This window comes from Streptomyces sp. NPDC048142 (genome assembly GCF_043202835.1).
Lineage (GTDB): Bacteria > Actinomycetota > Actinomycetes > Streptomycetales > Streptomycetaceae > Streptomyces.
In genome coordinates this window covers 165,271-183,780 of sequence record NZ_JBIDBC010000014.1, presented here as the reverse complement: position 1 = coordinate 183,780, position 18,510 = coordinate 165,271, and the positions used below count along the sequence as shown (strand labels likewise).

At 71.4% G+C, this 18,510-nt stretch carries 18 protein-coding genes; 12 read left to right on the top strand and 6 right to left on the bottom strand.

Annotated elements, in window-relative coordinates:
• Positions 1-15: 15 nt before the first annotated feature.
• On the top strand, positions 16-435 hold the full coding sequence (locus tag ACGF2Y_RS19875) for a winged helix-turn-helix transcriptional regulator (protein WP_392948994.1): 420 nt from the start codon (positions 16-18) through the stop codon (positions 433-435).
• Between the two features lie 111 nt (positions 436-546).
• Positions 547-1,407, top strand: coding sequence for a serine protease (locus ACGF2Y_RS19870; RefSeq protein WP_392948992.1), 861 nt, complete (start codon positions 547-549; stop codon positions 1,405-1,407).
• Between the two features lie 55 nt (positions 1,408-1,462).
• Here ACGF2Y_RS19870 and ACGF2Y_RS19865 read toward each other — a convergent pair whose 3' ends face one another.
• Positions 1,463-2,275 (bottom strand): TetR/AcrR family transcriptional regulator, encoded by an 813-nt coding sequence (locus ACGF2Y_RS19865; RefSeq protein WP_392948989.1) that lies wholly within the window; start codon positions 2,273-2,275, stop codon positions 1,463-1,465.
• Positions 2,276-2,359: 84 nt separating this feature from the next.
• Here ACGF2Y_RS19865 and ACGF2Y_RS19860 point away from each other — a divergent pair, with 84 nt between their 5' ends.
• On the top strand, positions 2,360-3,208 hold the full coding sequence (locus ACGF2Y_RS19860) for a siderophore-interacting protein (protein ID WP_392948986.1): 849 nt from the start codon (positions 2,360-2,362) through the stop codon (positions 3,206-3,208).
• Between the two features lie 49 nt (positions 3,209-3,257).
• Here ACGF2Y_RS19860 and ACGF2Y_RS19855 read toward each other — a convergent pair whose 3' ends face one another.
• On the bottom strand, positions 3,258-4,889 hold the full coding sequence (locus ACGF2Y_RS19855) for an amidohydrolase family protein (RefSeq protein WP_392948983.1): 1,632 nt from the start codon (positions 4,887-4,889) through the stop codon (positions 3,258-3,260).
• Between the two features lie 35 nt (positions 4,890-4,924).
• Entirely contained in the window at positions 4,925-6,238 is a 1,314-nt protein-coding gene (locus tag ACGF2Y_RS19850) for an alanine racemase (RefSeq protein WP_392948981.1), read from the bottom strand.
• Between the two features lie 155 nt (positions 6,239-6,393).
• On the opposite strand from ACGF2Y_RS19850, the gene ACGF2Y_RS19845 reads away from it, so the two are divergent.
• The 3 genes from ACGF2Y_RS19845 to ACGF2Y_RS19835 are packed head-to-tail and all read left to right on the top strand — an operon-like array spanning position 6,394 to position 8,810.
• Complete coding sequence (locus ACGF2Y_RS19845; protein ID WP_392948979.1) at positions 6,394-7,638, top strand: sugar kinase; 1,245 nt, start codon at positions 6,394-6,396, stop codon at positions 7,636-7,638.
• The gene (locus tag ACGF2Y_RS19840; RefSeq protein ID WP_392948976.1) at positions 7,635-8,393 is read left to right on the top strand and encodes an IclR family transcriptional regulator; all 759 of its coding nucleotides are present in this window, start codon (positions 7,635-7,637) and stop codon (positions 8,391-8,393) included. The genes ACGF2Y_RS19845 and ACGF2Y_RS19840 overlap by 4 nt, the downstream gene beginning before the upstream one ends.
• 6 nt (positions 8,394-8,399) lie before the next feature.
• Positions 8,400-8,810, top strand: a complete 411-nt coding sequence (locus ACGF2Y_RS19835) for a RidA family protein (RefSeq protein ID WP_392948973.1) — start codon at positions 8,400-8,402, stop codon at positions 8,808-8,810.
• A 126-nt stretch (positions 8,811-8,936) separates the two neighbouring features.
• On the opposite strand, the gene ACGF2Y_RS19830 is transcribed toward ACGF2Y_RS19835, so the two are convergent.
• Complete coding sequence (locus ACGF2Y_RS19830; protein ID WP_392948971.1) at positions 8,937-10,013, bottom strand: class I SAM-dependent methyltransferase; 1,077 nt, start codon at positions 10,011-10,013, stop codon at positions 8,937-8,939.
• Between the two features lie 104 nt (positions 10,014-10,117).
• Positions 10,118-10,318, bottom strand: a complete 201-nt coding sequence (locus tag ACGF2Y_RS19825; RefSeq protein WP_392949034.1) for a type II toxin-antitoxin system VapC family toxin — start codon at positions 10,316-10,318, stop codon at positions 10,118-10,120.
• A 96-nt stretch (positions 10,319-10,414) separates the two neighbouring features.
• Here ACGF2Y_RS19825 and ACGF2Y_RS19820 point away from each other — a divergent pair, with 96 nt between their 5' ends.
• Positions 10,415-11,752 (top strand): Nramp family divalent metal transporter, encoded by a 1,338-nt coding sequence (locus ACGF2Y_RS19820; RefSeq protein WP_392948968.1) that lies wholly within the window; start codon positions 10,415-10,417, stop codon positions 11,750-11,752.
• A gap of 75 nt (positions 11,753-11,827) precedes the next feature.
• Here ACGF2Y_RS19820 and ACGF2Y_RS19815 read toward each other — a convergent pair whose 3' ends face one another.
• Positions 11,828-13,558 carry a chitinase gene (locus ACGF2Y_RS19815; RefSeq protein WP_392948965.1) on the bottom strand — a complete coding sequence of 577 codons (1,731 nt, stop codon included), beginning with the start codon at positions 13,556-13,558 and terminating at the stop codon, positions 11,828-11,830.
• 839 nt (positions 13,559-14,397) lie between these two features.
• On the opposite strand from ACGF2Y_RS19815, the gene ACGF2Y_RS19810 reads away from it, so the two are divergent.
• The 5 genes from ACGF2Y_RS19810 to ACGF2Y_RS19790 all read left to right on the top strand — a co-directional run bounded on the left by ACGF2Y_RS19810 (position 14,398) and on the right by ACGF2Y_RS19790 (position 18,487).
• Positions 14,398-15,264 carry a hypothetical protein gene (locus ACGF2Y_RS19810; protein WP_392948962.1) on the top strand — a complete coding sequence of 289 codons (867 nt, stop codon included), beginning with the start codon at positions 14,398-14,400 and terminating at the stop codon, positions 15,262-15,264.
• A gap of 249 nt (positions 15,265-15,513) precedes the next feature.
• On the top strand, positions 15,514-16,221 hold the full coding sequence (gene cpaB / locus ACGF2Y_RS19805) for a Flp pilus assembly protein CpaB (protein WP_392948959.1): 708 nt from the start codon (positions 15,514-15,516) through the stop codon (positions 16,219-16,221).
• Positions 16,222-16,228: 7 nt separating this feature from the next.
• A complete protein-coding gene (locus ACGF2Y_RS19800; protein WP_392948956.1) occupies positions 16,229-17,542 on the top strand; it encodes a CpaE family protein in 1,314 nt (437 codons plus the stop codon).
• 3 nt (positions 17,543-17,545) lie between these two features.
• Positions 17,546-17,971 carry a TadE/TadG family type IV pilus assembly protein gene (locus tag ACGF2Y_RS19795; RefSeq protein WP_392948954.1) on the top strand — a complete coding sequence of 142 codons (426 nt, stop codon included), beginning with the start codon at positions 17,546-17,548 and terminating at the stop codon, positions 17,969-17,971.
• 129 nt (positions 17,972-18,100) lie between these two features.
• On the top strand, positions 18,101-18,487 hold the full coding sequence (locus ACGF2Y_RS19790; protein ID WP_392949031.1) for a TadE/TadG family type IV pilus assembly protein: 387 nt from the start codon (positions 18,101-18,103) through the stop codon (positions 18,485-18,487).
• The last annotated feature ends 23 nt before the right edge of the window (positions 18,488-18,510 follow it).

The window sequence follows — 18,510 nt, the reverse complement described above, 5'->3', positions numbered from 1 at the left end:
TGGGAGGGGTGGACGATGACGCGGATCGTACGGAGGCCGGGGGCCTTCGCCTGCGGGATCGACGCGGCGATGGATGTGATCGGCGGCAAGTGGAAGGTGCTCATCCTGTGGGCGCTGGACGAGCGGACCTGCCGGTTCGGTGAGCTGCGCCGGGCGCTGCCCGGGGTGACGGAGAAGGTTCTCAGCTCCCATCTCAAGGAGTTGGAGGACGACGGCATCGTGCACCGTGAGGTGTACGCCGAGGTGCCGCCGCGCGTGGAGTATTCGCTCACCCCGCTGGGCTTCTCGCTGAACGCGGCGCTGGAACCGCTGGGTCGGTGGGGGAGCGACCACATCTTTCGCGGCGCGGAGGGTTCCGGTTCCGGCGCTGCTCCCGCTCCCGGGGCCGGGGCGGCCTCCGAGGTAGTGGTGGGAATGGGGCACCGGCGGTCGTAGCCGCGGTGGCCGGAACGGTCCCCTTGTGACGACCCGACATCTGCGCCACCATGCGCATGTCAAAAGCCGGAAGATCTCCGGCCCTTGGCATCACTGGAGGGGACCCCCCACATGAACAAGCCTCTCGTCGGTGCGTTTCTCGCTGCCCTGCTCCTGGGAGCGGGTGCCGCGCCCGTCGTGGCGGCCGAGCCCGCACCGCAGGTGCAGGAAGCCGCGCCGAAGGACGGTCCCGCCGCGAAGGCCGTGACCTTCGCCGGGACCGTCGCGCTCAGCAACTGTTCGGGCTCCGTGGTCCGTTCGCCCGACTCCGCCCCCACGGACCCCGCCCTCGTGCTCTCCAACGGGCACTGCATGGAGTCCGGCTTCCCCGGCCCCGGCGAGGTCGTCGTCGACCAGCCGTCCTCCCGGACGTTCACCCTGCTCAACGCCTCGGGCAGGGGTGTCGGCACGCTGAGGGCGAGCAGGATCGCGTACGGCACCATGACCGACACCGATCTCTCGCTCTACGAACTCACCAGCACCTACCGGCAGATCGCGGACCGCTACGGCATCCGGGCGCTGGAGCTGGAGACCGCCCACCCGGTGGCGGGCACCGCCATCACGGTCGCCTCCGGCTACTGGAAGCGCACCTACCGCTGCGACATCGACGGCTTCGTCCACCGGCTCAAGGAGGGCCGGTGGACCTGGAAGGACTCGGTCCGCTACACCCCGGAATGCCGGACCATCGGCGGCACGTCCGGTTCGCCGGTGATCGACGACGCCACGGGCAAGGTGGTCGCCGTCAACAACACCGGTAACGAGAGCGGCCAGGCGTGCACGGTCAACAACCCGTGCGAGGTCGACGAGAACGGCCGGGTGACCGTCCGTGAGGGCATCAACTACGCCCAGCAGACGTACAACATGGTCCCGTGCATCGGCATCGGCAACAAGATCGACCTGGACCGGGAGGGCTGCGGGCTGCCCAAGCCGTAGCCACAGCGGCAGGCGCAGTCGATCCCGGGCGCGCGCCGGGCGGTCCTGAACATCCTCAGGGCCGCCGGGCGCGCGCCGCCTCGATCCCGTCCAGCAGCACCCCGAGCCCCACCCGGAACGTCTCGCGTGCCTCCCGCTCCGGATACGGCAGGGGATCGCCGTTCCCCGCCGGGCCCGGGTACGGCTCCACCGGCCCCTCCGCCTCCAGCCGGCTCACCGCGGGGAAGCGCTCCGCGAAGTCGGGGACCAGCTCCATGAGGGCCGCCGAGCGCGCCGCCCACCACTCCTCGTCGGAACTCCCGGTCGCCGCCGCGGCCAGCCGGGCGTCCGCCACGGCCTGTGCCGAGCCCCGCACGAACGGGAACAGGGTTCCCACCAGCCGCCGCAGCACCCCTGCCTCAAGCCCGGTCGCCCGCAGCAGGACGACCAGCGTGTCCAGGCCCGCGTACTCGTGCGGCCCCAGCACCGGCCGCGCCTGCGAGACCTGGAGCACCCAGGGGTGGCGGACATGGAACTCCAGGATCTCCCCGGCCCAGGCGGTGAGCGCCGCCCGCCAGTCGTCCGACTCCGGGTAGCCGGTGGGCAGTTCGGCGTGGACGGCGTCGTACATCAGGTCCAGCAGCTCGCTCTTGCCGGGGATGTAGGTGTAGAGCGCCATCGCGGTGCGCCCCAGCCGCTCGCCGACCGCGCGCATCGACAGGGCCCCGATCCCCTCCTCGTCCGCGAGCGCCACGGCGGCCGCCACGATCGCGTCCACGCTCAGCCGGGGTCTGGGGCCGGGGCCGCCACGGGTGGGCGGCGGGGTGTCCGCGCGCCACAGGAGAGAGAGGGAACTGCGGGGGTCGCCCTGCCCGGCGAAGACCACCACTTGCGACTCCTTACGGCGTAAAGTAACGTGCGGCGGGTAATTCATTACGACGTAAAGCTACCAGTGGGAGAGAGGTCGGGTGCGATGGGCCAGGCGCTGCCGGTCACCTATGTGCGGGTCACGGACGTCGAGCGGATCACCCCCGGGACGGCCAGGATCGGCTTCACCGCCGACGCCCTGCCCGACCTCCTGGAGGACCGCCCCGACCAGCAGATGAAGCTCTGCCTGCCGCGCGCCGGGCAGCGGGTGCCCCGGCTGCCGGAGCGGGACGCGGATGACCCGCACGGGATGCGCTGGTACGAGGCCTACCTCGCGGTCCCGGAGGCGGAACGGCCCTGGATGCGCGGCTTCACCGTCCGCTCCTACGACCGCGAGCGCAACGTGATGGCCGTGGACTTCGTGCTGCACGGCGAGGACGGCCCCGCCTCGCGCTGGGGCGCGGCGGCCCGCGTCGGCGACGTCCTCGGCATGGTCGGCCCGTCCTCCCTCTACGCCCGCCCGCTGCCCGCCGCCCGGCGGATGCTGCTCGCCGGGGACGAGACCGCGCTCCCCGCCATCGCCACGCTCCTGGAGGCGCTGCCGGCCGCGGCGAGTGCCGTGGTGTACGCCGAGGTCGCGGACGCGGCGGAGGAGCGGGAGCTGCCGTCCGCCGCCGGCGGGGCCGAGGTCCGCTGGGTGCACCGGGCCCGGGGCGGCTCGCTGGTGGCGGCGGTGAGGCAGGCCGGGCCGGACCTCGACGGGGTGGACGCGGCCTGGGTGGCGGGCGAGGCCTCCGCCGTCCGGGCGCTCCGCCGCCATCTGGTCGATGACCGGCACCTGCCCAAGGCGGCCGTCGAGTTCAGCGGCTACTGGCGGCGCTCCCTCACCCAGGACGACGCCCCGACCGAGGAGGACCTCGCCTGGGCGGCGGAGCGCGCGGCGGACGCTTCGTAGCGCACGGCGAATGCTTCGGGGCGCGCGGCGGACGCTTCGTGAGAAGTCATCAGGCGGCCCCGGCCCCGGCCCCCGCTCCCCGGACCGCCCGGCCCGCCAGCACCGAAGTCCGCCTGCCGTCCTCGATGACGAACCGGCCGTCGATCAGCACATGCGGGATGCCGGCCGGGAGCGCGCGCGGCTGTTCGAACGTGGCGCCCGCCGCCACCGTCTCCGGGTCGAAGAGCACCAGGTCCGCGCGGTAGCCCTCGCGTACCAGGCCCCGGTCCGCGAGCCGTAGCCGGGCGGCCGGGCGCGCGGTCAGACGGGCGACGCACTCCTCCAGCGAGAGGACGCCCAACTCCCGGACGTACCGGCCGAGATACCGCGGGAACGTGCCGTACGCCCGGGGGTGCGGCTTGTCGCCCTGGAGGATGCCGTCGCTGCCGCCGGTGTGCACCGGGTGGCGCATGATCCGCCGAACGTTCTCCTCGTGGCCCACGTGCTGGAGGATCGTCGTCCCGAGCCGGTCCTCGGTGAGCAGCCGCCGCGCGGTCACCCAGGGCTCCTCGCCCCGCAGTACCGCCGACCCGGCCACCGTACGGCCCACGTACTCGGCCAGGTTCGGTGCGCCGACGCCGGAGATCTCGATGGTGTCCCACTCGATCGGCACCCCGTGGCAGCCGTCCGAGCCCAGCACCTCCAGGTGGTGCCGGATCCTCTCCGCGCTCGCCGGGTCCGCGAGCCGGGTGAGGACCGCCTCCGGTCCGCCCTCGCTCGCCCAGCTCGGCAGCATCGCCACCAGTGTCGTGCAGCCGGGGGTGTACGGGTAGGTGTCGAGCGAGATGTCGGACCCGGCGGCGAGCGCTCCGTCGAGCAGGGCGAGGAGGTCGGGGGCCCGGCCCTTGTTCACGCCGAAGTTCATGGTGGCGTGCGCGAGATGGAGGGCGCAGCCCGCGTTGCGGGTGAGCCGCACCATCTCCTCGTACGCTTCGAGCGCCCCGGCGCCGTAACTGCGGTGGTGCGGGCAGTAGTAGCCGCCGTGCCGGGCCACCACCCGGCACAGCTCGGTGAGTTCGGCGTCGTCCGCGTACATCCCGGGGGTGTAGGTGAGGCCCGAGGACATGCCGACCGCGCCTTCACGCATGCCCTGGTCCACCAGCTCCTTCATCCGGGTCAGTTCGGCGTCGGTGGCCGGGCGGTCGTCCCAGCCGGCCGCGTACATCCGGACCGTGCCCTGCGGGATGAGATAGGCGGCGTTGACCGCGATGCCCCGGCCGCCGAAGTTCCGGTCCAGGCGGTCCAGATAGCCGCCGACCGTGCGCCAGTCGAAGTCGATGTCGGAGCCGTCACCGTTCCAGCCGGTGACGGCACGCCGGACCTCGGCGAGCGTACGGTCGTCGGCCGGGGCGTACGACAGCCCGTCCTGGCCCAGGACTTCGAGCGTGACGCCCTGCGCCGCCTTCGCACTGTGGTCCGGGTCGCGCAGCAGCGCCAGATCGCTGTGGGCGTGCATGTCGATGAAGCCGGGGGCGAGGGCGAGGCCGCCCGCGTCCACGGTGCGGGTGGCGGTGGGGCGGGGGCCGGGGGAGCCCTCGGGGTGGATCGCGGCTATCCGGCCGCCGTCGAGGGCCACATCGGCGCGGTAGGAGGGCTCGCCGGTGCCGTCGACGACGAGCGCGTCACGCAGGACCAGATCCATGGGTCACCTTTCCGGTCGGGGCGGGGCCTGCGGCCCTAGAAGAACGTGCGGATGTAGTCGGTGACCGTGCCGTCCGCCTCGACCAGCGGGATCAGCTGCCACTTGTCGAAGCTGGTGCACGGGTGCGAGAGGCCCATGCCGACCCAGTCGCCCACCTCCAGCTCCGCGTCCGCCGCCGTGCGCAGCCAGGTGTGCTGGTCGGAGAGGCCCGTGACCGTGAGCCCGGTGGCGGGCCGGACCGAGCCGTCCCGGCCGGAGCGGATCACCTGCGCCTCGGGCAGATCGAGGTCGTACGCCGCGTCCCGCTTGCCCGCGTTCAGGAACGCCTGCTCGCCGGTCGGGCGCGAGACGACCTGCGCCCAGAGGCGGAAGGCGGGCTCCAGCGCGCCCTCCTCGGGCACGCGGTTGAACGGGGTGAGGTGCTTGTAGTGCCCGTCGTCGTGCGAGACGTACGCTCCGGAGCGAAGCAACTTCAGTACGGGCAGGGTGAGTTCGGGAATCCCGTCGAAGACGTCCGCGACCGCGTCGAACCAGGCGCTGCCGCCCGCGCTGATGATGATCTCGCCGGCTCCCGCGAACCGTCCGGCGCGGTCGAGGCCGGCCGCCAGCGCGACGAGCCGCCGCAGCCACTCCCGTACCCGCTCCGCGTCGGCGTCCGGCACCTCGCCCTCGTACCCGGCGACCCCCACCAGGCGCAGCGACCCGGCCGCCGCCACCGCGTCGGCCACCGCCGCGCAGTCGGCCTCCGTGCGGGCCCCGGTGCGCGCGCCCTCGCCCGCGCCCAGCTCCACGACCACGTCGACCGGGCGGGTGGCGCCCGCCGCGCTCAGGGCCGCCTCCATCAGCTCGACGCCCCGCACGGAGTCGACGTAACAGACGAAGCGGAACGCCGGGTCGGCCGTCATCTCGCGGGCCAGCCAGCGCAGGGCGACCGCGTCGACCAGCTCGTTGGCGAGGAAGATCCGCCCGATGCCGTACGCCCGGTAGACCCGCGCCTGGTGCGGCACGGCGGCCGTGATGCCCCACGCGCCGCGCTTCAGCTGGTCGACGAAGAGCTGCGGGGACATGGACGTCTTGCCGTGCGGGGCGAACGCGAGGCCGTGGCGCTCGGCGTACGTCTCCAGGAGGTCGAGGTTGTGCGCGACCGATTCGGCGGAGAGGGCGAGGACGGGGGTGGTGAACCCGCCGGTGAAGAGGTTGCGGCGCTCGGCGGCCAGCGCCCCGACGGTCAGGCCGTCCGCGTCCGGCGGCAGGGCCTTGAAGCGGTGGTCGACGCGTTCGTCGGCGAGGCCGGCGGCGAGGTCGACGGCGGGGGGCGTGGTGGGGCCGGTGGGGCGTTCGGCTGCCAAGGGGAGCTCCTCGAAGTTCGTTGCAACATACGCAACAGTCATTGCGCATATCGCTCAACGCTGTCTAACATCCGATCCGATGCCGGGTCAATGGTGACCAGATGCCCGGTCAAGGGTGACCACCGGCCCGCACGCCGATCAGCGAGGAGCCTTCCGTGTCCGGACCCGCAGCAGGGACCGCCGGTGCCGCCACGGCCACCGAAGTCGTCTGTCTCGGTGAGTCCATGGTGACGTTCCTGCCCTCGCAGCCGGGCCGCCTCGCCGATGTGCCCTCCTTCGGACGCGGGATCGGCGGCGCCGAGTCCAACGTGGCCTGCGCGCTCGCCGCCGCCGGGCACCGGGCGGCCTGGGTCGGCCGGGTCGGCGCGGACGGCTTCGGCGACCACCTCGTCGAGACGATCGGGGGGTACGGGGTCGACACGTCGGCCGTGCGCCGGGACGCGGGCCGCCCGACGGGCATCTACTTCCGTACGGCCACGGACCGGGGGACCGGCACGCACGAGGTCGCCTACTACCGGGCGGGGTCGGCGGCGTCCGCGATGTCCCCGTCGAACATGCCGTACGAGGATCTGCTCGCGGGCCGGATCCTGCACCTGTCCGGGATCACGGCGGCGCTGTCCGCCGACTGCCTGGCGCTGCTGCGGGATCTGACGGCTCCCCGGCCGGGCCGCCCGCTGGTGTCGTTCGATGTGAACCACCGGCCGCGTTTGTGGCGGGGCGGGGCCGCCGGCGCTTCTGTGCTGCTGGAGCTGGCTCGGCGCTGTGACCTGGTGTTCGTCGGTGAGGACGAGGCGGAGGAGGCGTGGGGGATCGTCGGCGCGGAGGCGATCCGGGCGGCGCTGCCGGAGCCGGCCGTGCTGGTCGTGAAGCGGGGGAGCGCGGGCGCGACGGTCTTCTCGGGCCTCCGCCCCGGACCCCGCTCCACGGAGGCCGGAGAGGCTGGGAACGCCCCGGGCTCGCGCTGTACGGGGTCCGGCGGGGCTGAACACGCCGCCGGACCCCGCTCCACGGAGGGCGGCAGCCCGGAGAATGCCCCGGGCGCGCGCTCCACGGAGGCCGGAAGGGCTGAGCATGCCGCCGCCGGGGCCGGAAGCGGCGACACCGTCACGCTCGTCCCCGCCCTGCGCGTCGACGTCGTCGCCGCCGTCGGAGCGGGAGACGCGTTCGCCGCCGGGTTCCTCTCCGCCACCCTGCGCGGGCTGCCCGTACGCGACCGGGTGCGGCACGGGCATCTCATGGCAGCCGCCGCCCTCACCGTCCCCGGCGACCTCACCGAGCCGCCCGCCCGCGACCACGCCGACCGCCTCGCCGCCCTCGACGACGACGCCTGGGGGAGACTTCGTCTCGGCCCCGGCTGGACCGCAGCCGACCGGGCCCCCGAGGAGGTACGTACGCCATGAGCCAGACCGTCGACCGGGCACTGAGCATCCTGCCGCTGCTCGCCCAGGGACCCGCCGACCTCGGCCAGGTCGCCGAGCGGCTGGGCGTCCACAAGTCCACGGCGCTGCGCCTGCTGCGTACGCTCCACGAGCACGGCCTCGTCTACCGTCAGGAGGACCAGCGCTACCGCCTCGGCGCCCGGCTCTTCGCGCTCGCGCAGGAGGCCGTCGAGAACCTCGACGTACGCGAGATCGCCCACTCCCACCTGGTCGCGCTGAACGACCGGTGCGGGCACACCGTGCACCTCGCCGTGTACGAGGAGCAGGAAGTCCTCTACATCGACAAGGTCGAGAGCCGCTACCCGGTCCGGATGTACTCACGGATCGGCAAGCCCGTCGCGATCACCGTCGCGGCCGTCGCCAAGCTGCTGCTGGCCGACCTCACCGAGCCCGAGCGGCGCGTCATCGCCGAGAAGCTCGACTACCCCATGTACACGTCCCGTTCGACGCCCAACGCGGCCGCCTTCCTCGAGGAGCTGGCCGTCGTCCGCGAACAGGGCTGGGCCACCGACCTCGGTGGCCACGAGGAGTCCATCAACTGCGTCGGCGCCCCCATCCGCGGCGCGGACGGGCGGGTCGTCGCGGCCATGTCGGTGTCCGCACCCAATGTGGTCGTCACGGCCGAGGAACTCCTCACCCTCCTCCCGCTGGTCCGGCGCACCGCCGAGACCATCAGCCGCGAGTACTCCGGTACCACCCGACCCAGGAAAGCCTGATCAGCCATGACCGAGAAGATCGCCCTCACCCCCTCCACCCACACCACGCCGCCCGCGAAGTTCTCGCACGGCGTGAAGAAGGGGAACATCCTCCAGGTCGCCGGCCAGGTCGGCTTCCTCCCGGCCACGGAGGGCCGGGCCCCGACGCCCGCGGGTCCCACGCTCCGCGAGCAGACCCTCCAGACCTTCGCCAACGTCAAGGCGATCCTGGAGGAGGGCGGCGCGAGCTGGGACGACGTGATGATGATGCGCGTCTACCTCACGGACGTCGACCACTTCGCGGAGATGAACGAGATCTACAACGCGTACTTCGCCGAGCAGAACCTCAAGGAGGCCCCCTCGGCCCGGACGACGGTCTACGTCGGCCTGCCCAAGGGCCTGCTCATCGAGATCGACGCCCTCGCGGTGCTGAGCTGACCGTCCCGGCCCGCCGACCGACCGACGGTTCCTCCGGCGGACCGATCTTCCGGCGGACTGTTCCTCCGACCGACCGTTCCTCGGCCGACCGTTCCTCCGGCCGACTGCTCCGCCCAGGCCGAGCCCTCAACTCCCCTTGCGTGCCACGTAATAGACGTTCAGGATGTCGCCCTCCACCTCGCGCACCGTGACCTCCCCGAAGCCCGCCTCCTTCAGCATCCGCAGTGCGGTCTGCCTGCCCCAGACGGTCCCCAGGCCCGCGCCGCCCTCGCTCAGCGAGGTCGTCATGCAGTAGAAGACCGAGAAGGTGTAGAGCGTGGGGCCCAGCGGGTGGTCCAGGTTCTCCTCCAGCCGGCTGGAGGCCGCGATGTCCCCCATCAGGAACACCCCGTCGTCCCGCAGCGCACCGGCGACGGCCGCCAGGGTCTCCGCCGGGCGGGCCAGGTCGTGGATCACGTCGAAGGCGGTGATCAGGTCGTACGAACCGGTCACCGCCGCCGCGTCCGCCAGGTCGAACCGGGCGTTCCGCAGGCGCAGCCGTCCGGCCTCGGCGCGGGCCGCCGCGATGCCGCCCTCCGACAGGTCCACCCCGCGGAACCGGCTGGCCGGGAACGCCCGCGCCAGAAGGTTGACGGCGTGCCCCTGGCCCGTACCGATATCGAGCGCGTCCAGGCCGCCGTCCGAGCCCAGCCGCTCCGGCAGGCCGGGCACCAGCGGAATGATCGCGTCGACCAGGGCGGCGTCGTACACCCGTGCCGTCTCCTCGGCCTGCAGCTCCTGGAACTTCGGGTACGAGGAGTACGGCACCCCGCCCCCGTCCCGGAAGACCCCGACCACCTCGTCCTCGACGAGGCCGATCAGAGCGAGGGTCTGGAGGAAACCCGCCAGGTTGTCGGGCCCGGCGGCCCGGCAGAGGGAGGCGGCGTGCTCGGGCGGCAGCCGGTAGGTGCGGTCCGCCGGGTCGTACGCGACGATTCCGCCCACGGTCACCCCGCCCAGCCACTCGCGCACATAGCGCTCGTTCAGCCCGGCCGCCTCGGCGATCTGCTCACTGGTCGACGGCGGCAGCAGCGCCATCACGTCGAACAGCCGCGTCCGGTGTCCGACACTGCACAGATACCCCAGGCAGGCATCGTTGAGCACCTGTGTCATCCGGCCCGCGAACTCTTCCTGCTGGACGGGATCCATCGTCTGCTGAGTCATGACGCCTCCTACGGAAGGCCGCAGCGCGCCGCCGGAACCGCGTTCCTCCCCCATATCCGCCGCCCACTGCCGACCGATAGGTCCCCCGGAGAACTTTACGCCGTTCAGACGGCCATGACCGCGACGTCGTACTGCGGGATCCACTTGTCCCGGGTGACGATGGTCGTTCCCTCGATCTGCGCCTGGGCGACCAGTATCCGGTCGAAGGAGTCGCGGTGCAGAGAGGGCAGCCGCCCCGCGCGCACCCCGTGCCCCGCGGTGATCGGCAGCGCCGTGAACTGGCTGTCGCGTACACGTTCCGCCAGCCCCCGTGGCGTGGTGTGTTTCCTCGCGGAACGGGCCGACGCCGATTCCGTGCATACCCCTTGTGTCGCCCCGCCGATTGCGCTTCCTTGATCGGCATGGCGGAGACAAGCGCAATCACGGAGACAGGGGAGCCGGACTCCCGACCACGTAAGTCCAGTTGGAAGTACATCGGCCCCGGCATCGTCGTCGCGGCGACCGGTGTCGGGGCCGGCGATCTGGTCGCGACCCTCGTCGCGGGCAGCAAGTTCGGATACACCCTGATGTGGGCGGCGGTGATCGGCTGCCTCGTCAAGATCACGCTCGCCGAGGCGGCCGGCCGCTGGCACCTGGCGACCGGCCGCACCCTCTTCGACGGCTGGCGCAGCCTGGGCCCCTGGACCACGGTCTACTTCGCGATCTACGTCGTGATCTGGGGCTTCATCTACGGAGCGACGGCCATGTCCTCCAGCGCCCTGCCCATCGTGGCGCTGTATCCCGACGGGCCGGGGCTCAAGTTCTGGGCGATCGCCACCGGGCTGACCGGGCTGGCCTTCGTCTGGTTCAACCGGTACGCCGTGTTCGAGAAGGTCATGACGGTCCTGGTCGGCATCATGTTCGTGGTGGTCGTGTACGTGGCCGCCCGCGTCGTGCCCGACGCCGGGGCCTCGTTCGCCGGGCTCGTCCCCGTACTGCCGGACGGTTCGCTGCTCTACACCCTCGGGCTGATCGGCGGTGTCGGCGGCACGATCACCATGGCGGCGTACGGCTACTGGGTCAACGCCAAGGGGTGGAGCAACTCCTCCTGGATGAAGGTGATGCGGCTGGACAACCGGGTCGCCTACATCACCACCGGGATCTTCGTCGTGGCGATGCTGATCGTCGGCGCCGAACTGCTGCACGCCTCGCAGATCGCCCTCACCTCGGGCGACCGGGGGCTGATCGACCTGGGCCAGGTGCTGGAGACCCGGTTCGGTTCGTCGACCGCCACGCTCTTCCTGGTCGGCTTCTTCGCCGCGTCGTTCTCCTCCCTGATCGGTGTCTGGCACGGGGTGAGTCTGATGTTCGCCGACTTCGTGGAGCGGTTCCGGGCCCCGGCGGCCGGTGCCGGAGAGGCGGGGGAGGCCGGAAAGGCCGGGGAGGCCGGGGAGCACGAGGGGCCGGCCGTCGTCGAGCGCCGGCAGCGGTCGCTGCCGTTCCGCGTGTACCTCCTGTGGCTGACCTTCCCGCCGATGACCCTGCTCTGGCTGGACGAGCCCTTCGGCCTGGTCATCGCGTACGGGGTGCTCGGCGCGTTCTTCATGCCGTTCCTCGCCCTGACCCTGCTCTGGCTGCTCAACTCCTGCCGTACGCCGGGGGAATGGCGCAACGGCTGGCTCAGCAACGGGATGCTCACCCTGGCCGGGCTGCTGTTCGTCGTGCTGTGCGTCCAGCAGGTGCGCACGCTTCCCTGGTAGCAGTGGCCGGAATGCCGCAGCGCCGCCGGGGGAGCGGCGGCGCTGCGGGTGCGGAGCATCGTGGGCGATGCGGTGTTACGGCAGGCTGCGGACGTGCGGGCCGACCGCCTTCGACCAGGCGAACCCGGCCGTCGCGTCCCAGTTCGTCGACCAGGTCATCGCGCCGCGCAGCGACGGGTAGGTCTTCGACGGCTTGAACGAGCCGCAGTTGGTGCCCTTGGCCAGGCAGTCCAGCGCCGCGTTCACGATCGACGGGGAGACATAACCGCTGCCCGCGCCACGGGTGGAGGCGGGGACGCCGATGCCGACCTGGGACGGGTCGAGGCCGCCCTCCAGCTGGATGCAGGCGAGCGCGGTGAGGAAGTCCACCGAGCCCTGTGAGTAGACCTTGCCGTCGCAGCCGAGCATCGAACCGCTGTTGTAGTACTGCATGTTGACGACGGTCAGGATGTCCTTGACGTTGAGCGCCGTCTTGAAGTACTCACCCGACGTCGACTGCATGTCGATGGTCTGCGGGGCCATCGTGATGACCAGGTCACTGCCCGCCTTCGCCGACAGCTGGCGCAGCGCCTTCGTCATGTAGGTGGCGTTGAGGCCGTTCTCCAGGTCGATGTCGACCCCGTTGAAGCCGTAGTCCTGCATCAGCGCGTACACCGAGTCGGCGAACGCGGTGGCGGAGGCGTCGTTGTCGACCCGGACCGTGCCCAGCTCGCCGCCGATGGAGATGATGACGTTCTTGCCGGCCGCCTGCTTGGCCTTGATGTCGGAGCGGAACTGGGCGTCGGTGTAGCCGTTCAGCCCGGCGGTGTCCAGGTTGAAGGTCACCGCGCCCGGGGTGGCCGTGGCGTCCGCGAAGGAGACCGCGATGATGTCGTAGTCGGCCGGGACGTCACTGAGCTTCTGGACGGCCGCGCCGTTGTTGAAGTTCTGCCAGTAGCCGGTCACCGCGTGCTTCGGCACATCGGGCCCGGGTCCGGGGCCCGTACCCTCCTCGGCCGTACGGGCGTTGATGGCGGCCGACTTGTCCGACTCGCCCGCCGCGTTGGTGGCGCTCACCGAGAACTGGTACGCGGTGTCGGCGGACAGCCCCGTGACGGTCGCCGAGGTCCCGGTGGAGGTGGTGGCCTGCGTGCCGTCCCGGTACACGGTGTACCCGGTGGCGCCGGAGACCGCGTTCCAGGACAGCGCGACGGATGAGGCGGTCGTGGCGCCCGCCGCGAGGCCCCCGGGAGTCGCCGGGATGACCGGGCCGGGCTCCTCGCCGCCCCCGCCGTCGGGTCCTGTCACCTCGATGTCGTCGGCGAAGTAGGCGGCCTGCCCGTACCAGCCATGGGTGTAGACGGTCACCGAGGTGGTGTCCGCCCCGGTCTTGAAGCTGGTGGACAGCTTGGTCCAGGTGGCGGAGTCCGGCGTCCAGGTGGAGACGTCGGTGGTGCCGGTGCCGCTCACGCCGAGGTAGGCGTAGCCGCCCTGCACCCAGGAGCTGAGCGCGTACGTCGAGTTGGGCTTCACCTTGACCGACTGCGAACACCTGGCGTTGTCCTGGCCGGCCGGGGTGGCCTTCAGCGCCGACGTACCGCCGTGCACGGGGGTGGAGACGACGGCGCCGCTGTTCCCGGAGCAGGTCCAGTTGGCGAGGCCCGACTCGAAGCCCGGGTTCCTGGCGTTGTTGACGTCGGCGGCCTGGGCGTTGCTGACGAGTCCCGTGACGGTCAGGGCGGCGGCCGCGATGACGGCCATGGTGCCGCCGAGCACGGGCCGGGAGCGACGACGCCTTCTACGACTGCTGCCTGCGGAGCGTTCCACTGGTGCCTCCGGGGGGGGATGGGTGGTTCTGGCGGGCGGTACTGGCGGTACTGGCGGGTCGTGCAGGAGTGCCGGACGGACGAGGGGCCGGACGGACGACGGGCTGGACGGACGACGGGCCGGGGCTGCACGGGGTGGGCGGAGCGGGGATCCGTGACGGTGACGCGCGATGAATCGGGGTTGTACGGCGGTGGGGCAGGGGTGCTGAACCGGGGACGTCGAACACGGGTTGTCCTGCCGGGGGCGGTGGCCACCGCTTGCCGCACAAAGCTGGTCCAGACCAATCGAGTTGTCAAGACCTCTGGCGGCGAAAGACTGCCCCGCCAGGGGTGGGGGCAGGGTCGCGCGGAGGTCCGACGGCAGGCCGCCCGAAGGTCCGTGACGGGTGCCCGGCCGGGCACCCGGGGGCCCGCGACAGGCGCCCGGCCAGGGTTTCTTCGCCCGGGAGTCACCCCGCGACCCCACGCCGCCCCCCGCACGGGTGATCTTGCGGGAGATCTTCGGCCGGTCACGGAAACGCCCTTACGAAAAGGGAGCCGAGCGCCTCGGAATCCAGGCTGACGTGCGCGAATGGATACATGATCGAAAACCGGACGCGGCCTTCGGTAACGCTCCGCAGCGAAAGCAGAGTTGGGCGGAATCGATTTCATCCTGTTTAGCACCCGGGCTCCGTAGGAACGGTGTTCGCATGGTGGCGTTCTGGTCTCCGGTAACTGTTCTCTGCCTGGTGAGACGTGGCTAAAGTGCTGGGGCAGGAGCACGGAGCAGGAGCGATTGCGGCCGACGTCCCCTCGTCGACCGGAGCCGAAACGGGGAAGAGCGTGCCGACCGCAATAGCAGTGACGAGCGCAGACCTGGTACTGCCGCCCACCGATCAGCAGACCCCGACCGCCGCTCTGCTCCAGGCCCCCGAGGCCCAGGCGCTGGAGCTGGCGATCGGCGACATGCACCTGCTGCTCGAACAGCACGGGTATGTGATCGCCCTCTACCCCGCGGGCATCCGGCCCGAGCACGAGCGCCGCCTCCACTCCATCCGCTCGGTGCTGGAGAGCGACCGGATCGCCCTGGTCAAGGTGGAACTCCCGCCCCTCGGGGTCGCCGTACTGGTCCGCCAACTGCGGCAGTTGTCCATCTGCGACTTCAGTCCCGGGGTGGTCGCCTCCGCCGCCCGGCTGCTCTCGCACTACATCTACGCGGGCGCCCTCCTCAACTCCGTCGCCCGGCTCGACCGGGTCCCGGTCAGCCTCAAGAGCCACGCCAAGTCCTGGGTCCCCGGGTCCCAGTTCGCCGTGCTCGCCGGACCCGAGGCGCAGCTGGTGAAAGTGGGCCCGGCCGCCGAACCGCCGACGGGACCGGATTTCGGTACGCATCTTCTGGTGGCCAAAGGGAATCTGCAGTCGGACTGGGTACGGGAGACCCTCGCGCCCGCCTGGAGGGTCCAGGCCATTCATGACACCGCGGTCCCGGCCGACTCGCCGCGCTGGTGGGGCACGGGAAAGCTGGTGGAGTTCGCCGCCCATCTCCCGGACCTCTCGGTGCTCTACCAGCTGGTGGCCTCCGTACGCCGGGAAAAGTGCCACTGGTGCGCCATGGAACTCATCGGCGACCGCTGCGCATTCTGTTCAGCACCACGCGCGGATCCGGAGAACCGTGTGCGCCCCGCGGGTGTCCTTCACCACGGAGCCGACGAATCGCCGGGCCCCTGAGCACGCCCCGCAGCCACTCGTACCCAGCCGCACGACTCGCACGTCCCCGCTCCACCCGTTCCCCGCCCGGCTCGTCCCCGTAGTCGTTCCAGCCCGCCGCGTCCTCCCGTATCCGGCACTCGGTACCTGGTACCCGGCACCCGCGTACGTCCACCGTCCAGCGCCACCGCTCCCGACACCGATACCGCCACCGCTCCCTCTGTCCGCTGTCCGCCCCACGCATCCGATTCGAACGAGGTTGTCCGGACCATGAACTCCCGCCAGCGCCGCGGCGTGATACTCCTGCTCCTGTCGGTCCTGTGCGCCTTCGCAGCCTTCGCCGGCGTGCTCTCGGTGATCAGCGACGTCAACTCGAAGGTCGGACCCGAGGTGACGGCGTACCAGCTCAAAACCAACGTGGCTCCGTACACAGCCCTGAAAAGCGGCCAGTTCGAGAAGATCTCGATGCCCAAACGCTGGCTCTCGGAGAACGCCGTGACCGACCTGCGGGAGGTCGAGTCGAAGATCGCGGTCACCGAACTCCGCAAAGGCTCCCTGCTCCAGTCGGACATGATGGTCCGCAAGCCCGAACTCCGGGCCGGTGAGCAGGAGATCGCCATCATGATCGACGCCTCCACCGGCGTCGCGGGCAAGATCACACCGGGCGCGACGGTCAACATCTACGCCACGTTCGCCGGTGAACAGCAGGGCGAGGCCGCCCAGTCCAAGGTCATCGTGGCCAACGCCAAGGTGCTGGACGTCGGCGAACTCACCGCCCTGAACGCGAGCGCGGACAACCGGGGCAGCCGGGCCTCCGAGGCCGTGCCGATCACCTTCGCCCTGAACACGCTGGACACCCAGCGCGTCGCCTACGCCGAGTCCTTCGCGGAGCACGTGCGCCTCGCGCTCGTCGCCCCGGGCAGTGACGGAACCATCCGCCCGGGGGACCGCACCTACACGCTCGACAAGGACAAGTGAGGATGGGATGACCACCAGAATCCTCCCGGCCGTCGGCGACCTCGACGCGGCCCGATCCGTCACCACCCTGCTCAGCCAGCTGCCCGACGCCGAACCGGCGGCCCCGGTCGGCGACTCCACCCAGCTCATCGACACCCTGGCCCGGCTCGCGGGCGAGGCGCTCGACGAACTGCCAGAGGTGGTGCTGGTCCACGAGCGGATCGGCCCGGTGCCGGCGCTGGAGCTGATCCGGGAGGTGTCGCTGCGGTTCCCCTCCGTCGGCGTCGTCATGATCACCGCCGACGCGAGCCCGAACCTCTTCGCCGACGCGATGGACTCCGGGGCCCGCGGCCTGGTCACCCTGCCGCTGAGCTACGAGGAACTGGCCAACCGCGTGCAGGCGGCCGCCCAGTGGTCCGCCGGAGTGCGCCGCCACCTCACCCCCGGAAACGACGTCCTCACCGGCCCCGGCGGCACGGTGGTCACGGTCACCGGCGCCAAGGGCGGCGTCGGCGCGACCGTCACCGCCATCCAACTGGCCCTGGCCGCCCAGGCGTCGGGCAACACGGTGGCGCTGGTCGACATGGACCTCCAGACCGGGGACATCGCCTCGTTCCTCGACGTCCAGTTCCGCCGCTCTCTCGTCGACCTCGCCCTGATCACCGACATATCGCCCCGGGTGCTGTCCGACGCGGTGTACTCCCACTCCACCGGCCTGGCCCTGCTGCTCGCCCCCGGCGAGGGCGAACGCGGCGAGGAGGTCAGCGACCGCTCGGCCCGCCAGATCGTCAGCGCGCTCCGCACCCGCTACGAGATCGTCGTCATCGACTGCGGCGGCCAGATGAACGGGGCCAACGCGGCGGCCATCGAGATGGCGGACGTGGCCCTGCTGGTCACGACCCCCGACGTGGTCGCGGTGCGCGGCGCGAAACGCATCGTACGGATGTGGGAACGGCTCCAGATCCGCAAGGCCGAAGAGACGGTCACCCTGGTCAACCGCTTCACCCGCAACACGGAGATCCAGCCGCAGCTGATCCAGAAGATCACCGGCACCCGGGTCGCCTCGGCGGCGATTCCCGCGAACTTCAAGGAGCTCCAGGCGTCCATCGACTCCGGACGCCTGCACGAACTGGACGCCAAGAGCACGGTCAAGCAGGCGCTCTGGGGCCTGGCCGGAGAGCTGGGCATCGTCAAGGAGAGCGCGACGGCGAAGAAGAGCGGCAACGCCCTGGTCAAGAGGAACAGCGGCGCCTTCAAGAACGACCGGGGCTCGATCGGACGCCCGCGCCGCCGGCGCGACGGCTCCGGCCGCGGAACCGGAGACTCCGAGGGGACACGTTGAGCGATGACCACCACAAGGACGGCACGAAGCGGTATACGGGGGCGGATCAACGCCCTACGTGACCGCCGGGACGGGGACCGGGGGCAGACCGCGGTCGAGTTCCTGGGCATGACCCCCTTCATCATCCTGATCATGCTCGTGCTCTGGGAGTGCGCCCTGATCGGCTACACCTTCAGCCTCGCGGGCAACGCGGCCGACGTGGGCGCGCGCAAGGGCAGCGGCGCCGAGTACGGGTCGGAAGCGGCCTGCGAGGCCGGTGCGACGAAGGACCTGCCCGATGCCTGGTCGGAGAACGCCGACGTCAGCTGCGGCCACAGCGGCGACCTGTACAAGGCCACGGTGACGCTCAAGGTCCCGGTGCTGGTGCCGGGCCTGTTCGCCCTCGACACCGAGATCGAGGGCGAAGCCGGATCGCCGAGGGAGGACTGAGCGATGACGACCATGCCGTACGGCACAGGCGGCGGCGACCTCCGCACGCGTACGAGCGCGAGTACGAGCATGAGTGCGAGTGCGAGTGCGACGGCGAGCACGAGAACAGGTACGACGGCGAGCACAACCATGCGCCCGCCCCCGACCACGCCCCCGCGCGCGGGCACGCGCCGCGACCGGGGCCAGGTGGCGATGGAGTACCTCGGCTTCCTCCCCTTGCTGCTCCTCGTCGCGATGGCGGCCATCCAGCTCGGCCTGGCCGCGTACGCCGTCAACCAGGCAGGCACCGCGGCCCGCGCCGGAGCCCGTACGGAAGCCAGCTACGACGCGCACGGCACCGGCGAGTCGGCGGCCCGTGACGCGGTGAGCGACTGGCTCAAGAAGGACCAGGGATTCGACTACCGGGAGAGCGGCGGAAGCGATGTGAAGGCCACCGTACGGATCAAGGTCCCGTCCATCGTGCCGGGCCTGGACGACTGGTACGCCGTACGCAGCGCGACCATGCCCCGCGAATAGCCCGGAGCGCGTCCCGGACCGCA

What these genes read in the sequence shown, in the direction of transcription:
- ACGF2Y_RS19875 (WP_392948994.1), top strand. Translation starts at nt 16, where the DNA reads ATGACGCGGATCGTACGGAGGCCGGGGGCCTTCGCCTGCGGGATCGAC.
- ACGF2Y_RS19870 (WP_392948992.1), top strand. Translation starts at nt 547, where the DNA reads ATGAACAAGCCTCTCGTCGGTGCGTTTCTCGCTGCCCTGCTCCTGGGA.
- ACGF2Y_RS19860 (WP_392948986.1), top strand. Translation starts at nt 2,360, where the DNA reads ATGGGCCAGGCGCTGCCGGTCACCTATGTGCGGGTCACGGACGTCGAG.
- ACGF2Y_RS19855 (WP_392948983.1), bottom strand. Translation starts at nt 4,889, where the DNA reads ATGGATCTGGTCCTGCGTGACGCGCTCGTCGTCGACGGCACCGGCGAG.
- ACGF2Y_RS19840 (WP_392948976.1), top strand. Translation starts at nt 7,635, where the DNA reads ATGAGCCAGACCGTCGACCGGGCACTGAGCATCCTGCCGCTGCTCGCC.
- ACGF2Y_RS19835 (WP_392948973.1), top strand. Translation starts at nt 8,400, where the DNA reads ATGACCGAGAAGATCGCCCTCACCCCCTCCACCCACACCACGCCGCCC.
- ACGF2Y_RS19830 (WP_392948971.1), bottom strand. Translation starts at nt 10,013, where the DNA reads ATGACTCAGCAGACGATGGATCCCGTCCAGCAGGAAGAGTTCGCGGGC.
- ACGF2Y_RS19820 (WP_392948968.1), top strand. Translation starts at nt 10,415, where the DNA reads ATGGCGGAGACAAGCGCAATCACGGAGACAGGGGAGCCGGACTCCCGA.
- cpaB (WP_392948959.1), top strand. Translation starts at nt 15,514, where the DNA reads ATGAACTCCCGCCAGCGCCGCGGCGTGATACTCCTGCTCCTGTCGGTC.
- ACGF2Y_RS19800 (WP_392948956.1), top strand. Translation starts at nt 16,229, where the DNA reads ATGACCACCAGAATCCTCCCGGCCGTCGGCGACCTCGACGCGGCCCGA.
- ACGF2Y_RS19795 (WP_392948954.1), top strand. Translation starts at nt 17,546, where the DNA reads ATGACCACCACAAGGACGGCACGAAGCGGTATACGGGGGCGGATCAAC.
- ACGF2Y_RS19790 (WP_392949031.1), top strand. Translation starts at nt 18,101, where the DNA reads ATGCGCCCGCCCCCGACCACGCCCCCGCGCGCGGGCACGCGCCGCGAC.